Genomic DNA, 12,279 nt, shown 5'->3' with positions numbered 1-12,279 from the left:
TTCTGGATCAGTCGCGATACCCGGGCGCAACGCGGTCCAGCAATCGCAACAACGCCGCCCAGGCCAGTTGCATCGCATCCGGGTCGTTCAACTCACCCTCTTCCAGCGGCCGCCCCGGATCATTGAACTGACGCTCGGTGTGCGCGCAGACGTCGGCCGGTGGCAAGACCAACTCTCCCGCAGCCATGGCTGCCAGTTGAATGTCGCAAGCCTTTTCCAGGTAGTACATGCGCATGAACGCCTGCCCCACCGTCTCCCCTACCGTCAGCAAGCCGTGGTTGCGCAACATCAACACCGGCTTGTCACCGATGTCCGCGACCAGACGCTCTTGCTCGCTCAAGTCCAGCGCCACGCCTTCGTAGTCGTGGTAGGCAACCCGGCCATAAAACTCCAGGGAGATCTGGTTCACCGGCAACAATCCGCACTTGAGCGCCGCCACCGCGCAACCGGATTTGGTGTGGGTGTGCAGCACGCATTGCGCGTTTTCACGGGCGCCGTGGATGGCGCTGTGAATCACGAAACCGGCGGGGTTCACCGGGTACGGTGACGGCTCGACGGCATGGCCGTCGAGGTCGATCTTGACCAGATTGGACGCGGTGATTTCATCGAACATCAGCCCATAGGGGTTGATCAGAAAATGATGTTCCGGCCCCGGGATCCGCACCGAGATGTGGGTGAAGATCAGGTCGGTCATACGGAAATGCGCAATCAACCGATAGCAGGCCGCCAGTTCTTCGCGCAAACGCTGTTCGATCGGGTTCATGCCGCCACCTCCTTCACCACACAAGCCTCAAGCCCTTGGCCCAAGGCGTCCCAACCATCGAAACCACGACGGGCGATGAACACCAGGCGCGTGGTTTTCGCCAGGGCTTCATCGGTAGCCAGCAGGAACTGACTGCGGGTGCCGACGTGTTGCAACCAGTGCGCCTTGTTGCCCTGGGCCAGCACCACCAGGCCCTTGACCCGGAACACGTCACTGGGCAAGGCCTGCAACCAGCCACGCAAACCGTCGGCATCCAGACGCGCATCGCTCTGCCACAACCAACTGCTGAACATCTCGCCATGGTCGCCATCGGACACCCGTGTCAGCGGCTTCACCGCACGCGGTTCCAACTCCAGATCGGTGTCGAGCCACAGCGCGTCCGGCAATTGCGCCTGCACACTTTCGTGGATGCGGGTGCGTAATCCCAGGGCATTGCGCAAGCCTTGCAATTGCTCTTCATCGACCAGATCGGTCTTGTTCAGCAACAGCAGATCGGCGGCCGCAACCTGTGCCCGCGCCAGGCGTGCGTACTCACCTTCGAGCTGCAAATGGCGGGTGGCGTCGACCACGGTGATGACCATGTCCAGTTGCATCTGGCTGCGCAGTTGCGGGTAGGCGAGGGTCTGCACGATGCGCTGCGGATCGGAGACACCGCTGCACTCGATGACGATGCGTTCGAGCCGTGGCTCCAGTTGCGCCAGGCTGCCCAGTTGCGCCAGCAGGTCTTCCTGCACAGTGCAGCAGATGCAGCCGTTTTGCAGGCTATACACCGCGTCCGTTACTTCGGAAACGATGGCTGCATCAATGTTCAGTTCGCCGAAATCATTGACGATCACGGCCAGTCGGCTGCCCTCCGCACGGCGCACCATGCGGTTGAGCAAGGTGGTTTTGCCGGCGCCGAGAAACCCCGACACCACGGTCACGGCAATACGTGGAGACGTCATTCTGCCTTGCCCTCCAGCACCGGTGGTTCACCTTGCCACACGGCCTTGAGGCCAATGGCTTGCAGGCTCGAGTGACGGTCATAGACCAGTTGCCCTTCGACGAAGGTCTGCAGCACCTGGGTCTTGTGGATGTAATTGCGCGCCGGCTGGGCGAACAGGTCACGGTCGATGACGATCAGGTCCGCCGACTTGCCCACTTGCAGGCTGCCGGTGCTGTGTTCCAGGCCCATGGCCACGGCGCCGTTGCTGGTGATCACGGTCAGCGCCTGTTCGAGGCTGATCGGGTCGCCGAAGCATGCCGGGTCGTCGTTCCACGGGTTCTGCCGGGTGATCATGGTCTCCAGGGCCAGCCATGGGTCGATGGATGCCACCGGCCAGTCGGTGCCCATCACCGCCGTGCCGCCCGCTGCCAACACGCCTTTGAAGTCGTAGATGCGCTTGAGGCGTTCCTGGCCGTAGCCCGAACGTGCGCCGCTGGCAAAGGGGGTCGGGTACCAGGCCGCCGGGGAAAACTCAGCGATGACGTTCAGTTCCTTGAAGCGCGGCAGGTTGCCCGGGTGCAGCAGGGTGCTGTGCGCGCACTGGTGGCGTACGCCGCTGAAGCCGTTGCGACGACGGGCTTCGGCCACGGCATCGAGGAACACGTCGGACGCGCCGTCGCCGGTGCAGTGGGCGATCACGCGGATGCCCTTGCGGTCCATGTCCACCACCATGTCGGTGATGTGTTCCGGGGTCAGGTTGAGCTTGCCGCGCCAGGTTTTCTCTTCCGGCCACGGGGTCAGCAGGTACGAGGATTTCGGTTCGACGGTGCCGTCGAAGTGGAACTTCACCGCGTTGGCGCTAAGGCGTGCGCTGCGGTAGTAGTGACGCTCGCCCGCCAGCAGTTCCCAGCGACGGCGCACCGGGAAGATGTCGTCCTGCCAACTGATCGCCGCTTCGATGCGCACGGTCAGTTCGCCGCTGTCGTCCAGCTCCTTCAGGGCTTGCAGGCGCTGTTCGCAGACATGCACATATTTGCTCGCGGTCACCCCACGGGAACTCTGGAAGTGCACGCCATCGCGGTAGGCACGGCGCAGCACGCTGACCGGGGTCGGTGGCATCGCCGCGTGGATCATCGCGTAGGCGCCGTCGATCATCAGGCCGGTGGGTTCGCCGGTCAGTTCGTCACGCTCGAAGTAGCCGTTGCGCGGATCGGAGGTATTGCCATCGATGCCGGCCAATTCCAGGGCCTTGGAGTTGACCATCATGGTGCCCCACATGCGGTCCAGCAGCGCCACCGGACGGTCCGGCATGACGCTGTCGAGCCACGCACGCCCCGGAGTCAGGCCGGCTTCGCGGAAGGTGTAGCGCACCCAGTACTGACCGTAGATCCAGCCATCGCCCGGATGCTTGTCGGCGTAGGCGAGGATGCTTTCGCGCAGTTGTTCAGGCGTCGGGTCTTCGATACCGACATCCAGGTCGTCGCTGTAGCGTGGCGCCAGCGCGAGGTCCGGGTGGGTGTGCATGTCATGCAGGCCGGGCATGCAGAACGCGCCTTGCAGGTCGTGCACACGAGTGGTCGAGCCCTTGTACATCGCGAGCGCAGCGACACTGCCGACACCGATCAACTTGCCATCACGGATCGCCACGGCCTCGGCCCACGGGTTCGCCGGGTCCTGAGTGTAGATACGACCGTTGCTGAGGATCAGATCGGCGTAGGTCCCCTGCGCGGAATGTGTAGAGGAGAAGTTGTCGGACTCAGCCATGCAAGCCACCTTTGATTTCAGGGAGATTGAAAGGTCCACGGGACGCGGGGCGTGTCGGGAACCTGAAAAATTGTTGTTGTTTTAGTCACCGGGAAACGTCGAGGCGATCGCTTCTGGCATACAACGGGTCAGTGAACATTTGAGCTAGTATTGTTGAACCAACCAATACAACAATCGATTTTTTTTGGCCTGACTGTTCGATTTACGTCACCATATCCAGCACTAACAACAAGAACGGGATGATTTATGCGTTTTCCTTCGATGACAGCCCTTCGCGCCCTCGACGCCGTCGCTCGCTCGGGCAGCGTGTCCGTCGCGGCCCGGGAACTGAACCTGACCCGCAGCGCCATCAGCCACCAGATCAGCAAGCTTGAAGAGTGCGTGGGCTTTGCCCTGACCGAGCGCATTGGTCGCGGTATCGGCCTGACCTACCAGGGCGAACGTTATGCGCGGGAAGTCCACGGCATCCTCCTGAACCTGCTCGACGCCGGGCACCTGGTCGGCGATCAGGAAGTGTCCGGGCGCTTGTGCGTGAGTTGTGCTCCCGGTTTCGCCACCTACTTCCTGTGTCACCACATCGGTGCCTTTCTGCGCCAGTTTCCGCAGGTGCAGTTGCAGCTGATTTCTCCGCGTACACCGGACGACACCCACAACCAGAACGCCGACCTGTTCATCGCCTACGGGATTGGCGACTGGCCGGAAATGATTGTTGAGGAAATCGTCGCGTTGCGTTTCTTCCCGGTGTGCAGCCCGCGTCTGATCAACGCGCTGAGCGGATTGAAAAGCCCCCAGGAACTGAGCAACTACCCCCTGCTGCACATGACTGACTACTCGGACTGGCGGGTCTGGCTGACCGCCGCCGGGGCTTCGGGGGTCAACGCGATGAGCGGCATTCTGTTTTCCGATGCGCATTGCGCGCAGTCGGCCTGCATTGCCGGTCAAGGCATCGCCATCGGTGACAACCTGATCAGCGGCGACGCGCTGTCCAAGGGCTTGCTGGTGCGGCCGTTCGACATCGGCATCGACCTGCACCGCGGCTATTACCTGGCCGCCGACCCGCAGAAAGCCGAGCGCCCGGTGGTCAAGGCGTTCAGCAACTGGGTCAAGACCCAGCTGCAGTCATCGCACCAGACCTGGCAGGACACCCTCTGAAACGCTCCCACAGGGGGCAGTGTTACCGTTGGTTTTTGAGTAATAAAACTAACCAATGCGCGCAAAATAATTCCATTGATGTAGCGATATTTTTAACAATAATAGGCCGAAAGCCCATTTCGGATTGACCTCCGTCCTCGAACGTTTGATGGGCAAAATAAGAAGAGGAACCTCATTGTGTCCAGCCGTTCAGCGATTCAGCTCAGCGCTCAAGGTATCAGCCAGTATTACGGCCGTTTCGCGGCGCTGGATAATGTCGATCTAGACGTTCGCAAAGGCGAATTCCTTACCCTGCTGGGGCCTTCCGGCTCGGGTAAGACCACCCTGCTGATGATCCTCGCCGGCTTCCTCAGCCCGACCTCGGGCAAGCTGATGGAACAGGGCGTCGACATCATCAAGCGCTCTGCCGAGAAGCGGAACTACGGCATGGTGTTCCAGGGTTACGCCCTGTTCCCGCACATGACCGTGGCCGACAACGTCGCCTACCCGCTGCGCATCCGCAAGGTACCGGTCGAGGAGCGCAATCGCCGGGTCAAGCACATCCTCGAAGTGGTCGGCCTCGGCGCGCACATGCACAAGAAGCCGGCGGAAATGTCCGGTGGCCAGCAGCAGCGCGTGGCCATCGCCCGCGCCCTGGTGTTCGAACCGGAACTGCTGCTGCTCGACGAACCGCTGTCGGCGCTGGACAAGAACCTGCGCGAACAGCTGCAAACCGAGCTGCAACGCATCCACCGTCAGGTCGGCACCAGCTTCGTGTTCGTCACCCACGACCAGAACGAAGCCCTGGCCTTGTCCTCGCGCATCGCGATTTTCAACCACGGCAAGCTGACCCAGGTCGACACCCCGGAAAACATCTACAACCGCCCGGAGAGCCGCTTCGTCGCTGAATTCCTCGGCAAGATGAACCTGTTCCCGCTGGACAACCTGACCCGCAACGGTGCCACCGCCAGCGGCCGCTGCGGCAGCAACGTATTGCACGCCATGGCGCCGAACGCCTTGAGCCACGCGCCGATCGTGCTCGCCGTGCGTCCCGAACACATGGAACTGCACAGCGAATGCCCGACCCGTGACGGCTACAACGTCATGCCGGCGCAGCTCACCGACAAGGTGTACCAGGGCTCGAGCACCCACCTGGCCCTGAAAGTCGGTGGCGACACCCTGCCGATCAACCTGTCCGTACCGGGCAATCACCCTGGCGCGCTGATGCAAAGCGGCGCTCCGGTGTGGCTGAGCTGGCCGGTGCAGCAGAGCTTCCTGCTGCAGGCTTGAACCCCCAGAACATTGCGTCAAAAAGCTCTCTTCCAATGACAACAAAAAGGCCGGTGCCCACCGAGGTGCCCGCCGCTTGAGGACTTGCCCATGCGCCAGGATCACCAGCAAGACTGCATCGAAGTGCTTATCGAAAAGGCCCGTGACGGTCAGATCAACCGTCGCACCTTCATCCAGGCCATGGGCCTGCTGGCCGCCGTGCCGCTGGCGCTGCGCAGCGGCATCAGCTGGTCGGCGGACAAGCCGCTGGTGGTGGTCAACTGGGGTGGCGACGCGCTGAACGCGTTCAAGTCGGCCTGGACCGACACCTTCACCAAGAACACCGGGATCCAGGTGCGCATCGACGGCGCCGGCCCGACCGAGGGCGCGATCCGTTCGCAACTGGCCAGCGGTCAACCGAGCTGGGACGTGGTCGACGTCGAGAGCTACAGCGCCATCGTCCTGGGTCGCGAGAAGATCCTGCAACCGCTGGACTACAACACCATCAAGCGTGATCAGGTCGCGCCGGCCCTGAGTTCCGACTTCGGCATCGCCAGCTACCAGTTCAGCTACGTCATGGCCTGGGACAGCGCCAAGTTTGGCGACAACGGGCCCAAGACCTGGGCGGATTTCTGGGACGTGAAGAAATTCCCCGGCAAGCGCACCTTGTACAAATGGATGAACGGCATGCTCGAAGCGGCGCTGCTGGCCGACGGCGTGCCTGCCGATCAGCTGTACCCGCTGGACGTGCCGCGGGCGATGAAGAAGATCGACGAAATCAAGCCGCACGTGCTGTCGTTCTGGAGTTCGGGTGCCGAGAGCCAGCAACTGATGGTCGACGGCGAAGTGTCGGTCGGCGCGATCTGGCACACCCGCGCCAAGCTGCTCAGCGAAGACACCGACAACCGTGTGCGCTGGAGCTTCGACAATGGCTTCATCAACTCCAGCAGCTGGGCGGTATTGACCGGCAACCCGGGCGGCACGCAGCCGGCCATGCAGTTCATCCAGCACGCCTTGCAGCCTGAAGGCCAGCTCAAGCTGTTCGAAGCACTGGGCAACGGCCCGTCGAACAGCGCCACGGAAAAACTCATGTCGCCCGAGCAACTGCAAGCCAACTGCGCTTCGCCGGACAACCTGAAAAAACAGATCGCCCTCAATGCACAGTGGTACGCCGATAACTATTCCAAGGCCCTGGAAGAGTATCTGACGCGCCTGTCCAAGTGAGCCATCGACCATGACGACGACCCTGACCACAACCCTGACCGCGCCCAAAGCGCGGTTCAGCTCGCCGGGCCTGGAGCGCGGCTTGCTGTTGTTCCCGCTGCCGGTGTTGCTGCTGGTGTTCTACGTGCTGCCGTTTCTCGGCGTGGTCGGCTGGAGCTTTTCGCTGCCCACCCCGGGCATCGAGCAGTACCAGCGCATCGCCACGGACCCGGCGATCCACGAGATGCTCTGGCGCACCCTGCGCCTGTGTCTGACGGTCAGCGGCCTGGCCTTGATCATCGGTTATCTGCTGGCCTACTGCTGGGTGTTCAGCCCGCCGTTCTGGCAGCGCGTGGTGGAGATCTGCATCTTCATCCCGTTCTGGATTTCGGTGCTGGTACGCGCCTTCGGCTGGTTGATCGCCCTGCGCAGCAACGGCGTGTTGAACAACGGCCTGATGGGCATGGGCCTGATCGACCAACCGCTGCAACTGAGCCGCAATGAAATAGGCGTGGTCATCGGCATGCTCCACGTGATGATCCCGTACGCGGTGTTCCCGCTGCTGTCGACCATGCGCCAACTGGACCAACGCGTGCTCATGGCCTCTCGCGGCCTGGGTGCCGGTGCCCTGCGCACCTTCTGGCAAGTGCTGCTGCCGCAGACCCTGCCAGGCATCCTCGGTGCCTTCATCATGGTCTTCGTGTTCTGCCTGGGCTTCTTCATCACTCCGGTGCTGTTGGGTGGCGGGCAAACGGTGATGATCGCCGAGTACGTGTTCCTGCAAATGTTCCAGACCAGCAACTGGGGCCTGGGTGCGGCACTGAGCGTGGTCTTGCTGGCACTGGTCAGCGCGCTGATCTGGGTGCTGTTGAAAATGACCCGCGTGAACCGACTGGTAGGCTGAGGACACTATGAATACCCATCGCACAAGCCTGAGTACCCGGCTACTGGCCGTGGTCGCCATGGCCTTCATGCTGTTCCCGCTGCTGACGGTCATTCCGGTGTCGTTCACCAGCAAACGCTTCCTGTCGATGCCCGAGGGCAACTGGTCGCTGCGTCACTACGAAGCGCTGGTGAGCAACCCGGACTGGTTCCACGCCATCAGCCAGAGCCTGACCATCGCCTTCGCCACCAGCATCATCGCCACGCTCCTGGCGGCGAGCTTCAGCCTCGGCATCTGGTACATGCGCTCGAAACTGGCCACCGCGCTGATCGGCCTGGTGCTGCTGCCGATGGCGATTCCGCCGGTGATTTCGGCGCTGGTGCTGTACTTCATGGAGACCAAACTCGGTCGCATTGCACCGGGCGTGGGCTATGACACCCTGACCGGTGTAGTGATCGCCCACGTGATCATGGTCGTGCCTTACGGCGTGGTGACCATGCTGGTCGCCCTGAGCCAGATTGACCGGCGCATCGAACTGGCCTCGCGCAACCTCGGTGCCAGCTTGATGCAGACCACCTTCATGGTGATCCTGCCGAACCTGAAGTTGGGCCTGGCGTCCACAGCGCTGTTGGGTTTCGCCCTGTCGTGGGAGGAAGTTGCGGTGACGCTGTTCATCACCAGCGTCAACGTCGACACCCTGCCCAAACGCATCTGGAGCGGCCTGCGTGACAACGTCGACCCAAGCGTCGCGGCGATCTCGGTGCTGTTGATCAGCCTGACCTTGCTGGTGCTGATCGGCCGGCTGGTGGTGCAACACCTGGCGGACAAGCGCGCGCAGAAGTTGCAGCACTCCTGATCGCGCCTCGACACAAAGCCCCGCGTTTGTCATGAACGCGGGGCTTTTTGTTTTCCTGTAGGAGCGAGCCTGCTCCTACACAGAAAGGCGAAATCGTGACCGGCGGCCAGTCGGACCGTGACAATGCCGCCCCGGTCCAATAGATTAGGCGGCCGGAAAAAGCCCCCGCGCTTTCTCGCCTCTTTCAAAGTTACAGAAGTAGTGAAATTTCAATGTCCGATTCCAACACCGCTGAATCCGTAGTCACCCTGTCGTCCAAAGCGGAATACGAAAACTCCATCAATCTTTCACAACACGTGCCCCAGGCGAAAACCATCAGCGAGATGGTGCTGGACGCTTTCCAGTCCACCCGTGAAAGCGATCAGATCCGCGAGCTGCGCGCCGCGATCCGCCAGGCTCACGACAGCTTCGATGACGACACCGCCTACGAGCTGATGGGCCAGCTCAAGCAGCTCAAGGACGCCGAAGCCGCGGACATCGCGGCGCTGGAAGACTTGAGCAGTAAATTCCCGATCAGCCGCATCCTGTCCAGCTTCAAGGACGACCCGGCGTTTCAGGAAATCGTCTACGGCCTGGCCCTCAAGGTGCTGAACCAGACGCACCAGGCCATCAGCAACCCAAGCAGTGGCAAGAGCAAGGCGGCCAAGGCCAAGAAAGACCTCGAAGTGTTCACCATCAGCAAGGACGGCATCAGCGTCACACTGCCGCTGCGCACCCCGCGCTCGCGTCTGAACGTTGACCGCAAGGCCCTGGAATTCCTCGGTTTCACCTTCGTCGGCGAAGGCGAAGAAGCGGAACTGGAAAGCGAAACCTTCCTCGACAACAACGGTGCCGAGCAAGCGGTCAACCGCAAGAACATCATCACCGCGCTGCAACAGCAGACCGCGTTCGACGGCTACAGCATCGCCGCGCAGTAACGCTCAACTCGCGCCTCAGGCGCCACGTCCCTCAGAGCCCCGCCCCCGTGCGGGGCTTTTTATTGCCCGCGATTCGGGCAAAGCCGCGATAAATCTTCCAGTATCCACAGCACACCCTTCCCTAAACCCACCAGCACCACGGGTCCGCCTGCGGGGAGCCTCAACTCACTTTCCAGCCAAGACCTCAGTGGTGCGACTGCTGAGGTCATCATGAACACGACCCCGCTATACCGTCAGTTGGCGAACCATTACCTGGACGCCATTCGCAGCGGCACCCTGAAAACCGGTGAACGCTTTCCCTCGATCCGGCTGATGATGGAAAAACACGCGGTCAGTCTGTCGACTGCCGTGCAGGTCTGCCGGGAGCTGGAGGACTATGGCGTGCTGGAAGCCCGGCCGCGCTCGGGCAACTACATTCGCCAGCCGGACAAGCCGCAGAAAACCTCGCCGATCGCCCTCGTACAACCGCTGGATACCGGCGTCTACGTCGGTATTCATGAACAGGTGTCGTCGGTGCTCAAGGCCAGCCAACGGGCGCTGATCAAGGTCAATTTCGCCAGTGCCTATTGCGCGCCGGAGCTCTACCCGCTCAAGACCCTGCAAGACAACATGGTCAAATCCTTGCGCCACGACAGCTGCCTGTATGGCGTCGCCGGCTCGACCAACGGCAACAGCGCCTTGCGCAGCCTGCTCGCCCGGCGGGCGTTGACGACAAAAGCCAACCTGACCGCCGAGCGCATCGTCATCACCAACGGCGCCACCGAGGCGATCAACCTGGCCTTGCGCGCGGTCACCCAGCCCGGCGACACCGTGGCCGTGGAATCGCCGACCTTCTATGGCCTGCTGCAGATTCTCGAAAGCCTCAACCTGCGGGTGCTGGAGGTACCGGCCTCGGCCCACACGGGCATCAACCTCAACGCCCTGCAACTGCTGTTGCAGGGGCCCGAAAAGATCAAGGCGATGATCGTCATTCCCAACCTGCAAAACCCTTTGGGCAGCATCATGCCGGACGCCAACAAGGCGCGGCTGGTGAAACTCTGCGCCGAACACGACACCGTGCTGATCGAGGACGACACCTACGGCGACCTGGTGGACACCGAACAGCCGCTGTCCACCCTCAAACACTGGGACCGCAGCGACAACGTGATCTATTGCGCGTCGCTGAACAAAACCCTGGCGCCGGGCATGCGCCTGGGCTGGATCAGCGCCGGTCGCTGGCACGAGCGCGTGGAGATGCTCAAGCACACCCAGTCACGGGGCTGTGAAGCACTGTCGCAACTGGCGGTCAGTGCGTTCATGAAAACGCCGTCCTATGAGCGTTACCTGCGCCGCCTGCGCAAAACCCTGACCCAGCAACGCCAGCAGATGAGCGAGGCGATCACCCGCCATTTCCCCATCGGCACCAGCGTCACCCATCCACAGGGCGGCACCTTGTTGTGGGTGGAACTGCCGCGCCGGCATTCGTCCATGGCGTTTTTCCACGAGGCGCTGAAGGTCGGGATCCAGATTTCCCCTGGGGATATCTTTTCCAACGCCAAGCGCTTCAATCACTTTGTGCGCATTGGCTGTGGCGCACCGTATTCACCGAAGATCGATGAGGCGGTGCAGACGCTGGGGCGGATCCTGAAAAACCAGGGCTGATCACACTCCTGTGGGAGCGAGCTTGCTCGCGATGACGTCGGCACATCTTGCATTGAGGTAATTGCCTCACCGCCATCGCGAGCAAGCTCGCTCCCACAGATTTGCGGTTTTTTTCAGATCGGTGGCTGATGCAGGCAGATGATGTGCGGGTCGTCATTCCAGTGCGGGAAACGCTCGGCGATCAGCGGGTCGTGGCCGGGGATGACGTGGTCTTCGCTGTCGGCCAGGCGGTCGATCTCGCTGAAGGCTTCCAGGGTTTGCGCCAGGTCGTCGAGGATCGGGAACGGGCTGCGTTCGCGGATGTTGACCCACAAGTGCGCGGCATCCGAAGCCAGCACGATCCAGCCCCGTGCGGTATTCACCCGCACCACCTGACTGCCCGGCGTATGCCCGCCGACCGCATGCAAAGTCACACCCGGCAGCACTTCAACGGTGCCGTTGTGCAGACGCATCCGCCCTTCGAACAGCGGCGGCAGCGCCGACATCACGTCATCGACTTCATAGGTTTTGTTCACCGTGCGATGGCCCATTTTCGGCCCGGTGCAAAAGCGCAGCTCGGCTTCCTGCACATGCACAGTGGCCTTGGGGAACAGCCCGATATTGCCGGCATGATCCCAATGCAGATGGGTCAGGATCAGGTGCTCAACCTGCGCCGGATCGATGTCCAGTTGCCGCAGGGATTCCTCCGGCAAGCGATACATCTGCCGATTGCGTCGGTCCGCCGTGGCCGGTTGAAAACAGGTGTCGACCACGATCACCTGTTGCTCGCTGCGAATCACCCAGAAGTAATAATCCAGCGGCATCGGCGCGTTCGGATCGCCGCAGCAGGTGTCGTAGAGAAAATTCTCCCGGGCGGTGCGCTGGGCGTTGGCGCCGACGCGGATAGCGAAGACTTCGTACAGGGGAACAGACATGCTCGCCTCCTGG

11 protein-coding genes are annotated in these 12,279 nt (G+C 61.9%); 7 read left to right on the top strand and 4 right to left on the bottom strand.

Going from position 1 to position 12,279, the window contains the following annotated elements; all coding sequences use genetic code 11:
• Positions 1 to 7: 7 nt before the first annotated feature.
• From EIY72_RS21910 to EIY72_RS21900, 3 genes are read right to left on the bottom strand one after another with little or no spacing between them, the layout of a single operon-like run.
• Positions 8 to 763, bottom strand: coding sequence for a class II aldolase/adducin family protein (locus EIY72_RS21910; protein ID WP_093226626.1), 756 nt, complete (start codon positions 761 to 763; stop codon positions 8 to 10).
• Positions 760 to 1,707: a CobW family GTP-binding protein gene (locus EIY72_RS21905; protein WP_093226627.1), complete on the bottom strand. Its 948-nt coding sequence runs from the start codon at positions 1,705 to 1,707 to the stop codon at positions 760 to 762. The genes EIY72_RS21910 and EIY72_RS21905 overlap by 4 nt, the downstream gene beginning before the upstream one ends.
• Positions 1,704 to 3,452: an amidohydrolase gene (locus EIY72_RS21900; protein WP_093226628.1), complete on the bottom strand. Its 1,749-nt coding sequence runs from the start codon at positions 3,450 to 3,452 to the stop codon at positions 1,704 to 1,706. Before EIY72_RS21900 ends, EIY72_RS21905 begins: the two co-directional genes overlap by 4 nt.
• 246 nt (positions 3,453 to 3,698) lie before the next feature.
• Here EIY72_RS21900 and EIY72_RS21895 point away from each other — a divergent pair, with 246 nt between their 5' ends.
• The 7 genes from EIY72_RS21895 (at position 3,699) to EIY72_RS21865 (ending at position 11,352) form a co-directional block, all read left to right on the top strand.
• The gene (locus tag EIY72_RS21895) at positions 3,699 to 4,604 is read left to right on the top strand and encodes a LysR substrate-binding domain-containing protein (RefSeq protein ID WP_093226629.1); all 906 of its coding nucleotides are present in this window, start codon (positions 3,699 to 3,701) and stop codon (positions 4,602 to 4,604) included.
• A gap of 177 nt (positions 4,605 to 4,781) precedes the next feature.
• On the top strand, positions 4,782 to 5,873 hold the full coding sequence (locus EIY72_RS21890) for an ABC transporter ATP-binding protein (RefSeq protein ID WP_093226630.1): 1,092 nt from the start codon (positions 4,782 to 4,784) through the stop codon (positions 5,871 to 5,873).
• Between the two features lie 90 nt (positions 5,874 to 5,963).
• Positions 5,964 to 7,076 carry an ABC transporter substrate-binding protein gene (locus tag EIY72_RS21885; protein ID WP_093226631.1) on the top strand — a complete coding sequence of 371 codons (1,113 nt, stop codon included), beginning with the start codon at positions 5,964 to 5,966 and terminating at the stop codon, positions 7,074 to 7,076.
• A gap of 10 nt (positions 7,077 to 7,086) precedes the next feature.
• Positions 7,087 to 7,959, top strand: a complete 873-nt coding sequence (locus tag EIY72_RS21880; protein WP_093226632.1) for an ABC transporter permease — start codon at positions 7,087 to 7,089, stop codon at positions 7,957 to 7,959.
• Between the two features lie 7 nt (positions 7,960 to 7,966).
• Positions 7,967 to 8,794 (top strand): ABC transporter permease, encoded by an 828-nt coding sequence (locus tag EIY72_RS21875; protein WP_093226633.1) that lies wholly within the window; start codon positions 7,967 to 7,969, stop codon positions 8,792 to 8,794.
• Positions 8,795 to 9,006: 212 nt separating this feature from the next.
• Positions 9,007 to 9,711 (top strand): hypothetical protein, encoded by a 705-nt coding sequence (locus EIY72_RS21870; RefSeq protein WP_093226634.1) that lies wholly within the window; start codon positions 9,007 to 9,009, stop codon positions 9,709 to 9,711.
• A gap of 210 nt (positions 9,712 to 9,921) precedes the next feature.
• A complete protein-coding gene (locus EIY72_RS21865; RefSeq protein ID WP_093226635.1) occupies positions 9,922 to 11,352 on the top strand; it encodes an aminotransferase-like domain-containing protein in 1,431 nt (476 codons plus the stop codon).
• Between the two features lie 113 nt (positions 11,353 to 11,465).
• Here EIY72_RS21865 and EIY72_RS21860 read toward each other — a convergent pair whose 3' ends face one another.
• Positions 11,466 to 12,266, bottom strand: a complete 801-nt coding sequence (locus EIY72_RS21860; protein ID WP_093226636.1) for an N-acyl homoserine lactonase family protein — start codon at positions 12,264 to 12,266, stop codon at positions 11,466 to 11,468.
• Positions 12,267 to 12,279 lie beyond the last annotated feature (13 nt).

It is taken from the genome of Pseudomonas vancouverensis, assembly GCF_004348895.1.
Taxonomy (GTDB): Bacteria; Pseudomonadota; Gammaproteobacteria; order Pseudomonadales; family Pseudomonadaceae; genus Aquipseudomonas; species Aquipseudomonas vancouverensis.
This window is presented reverse-complemented; position numbering and strand designations above follow the sequence as displayed.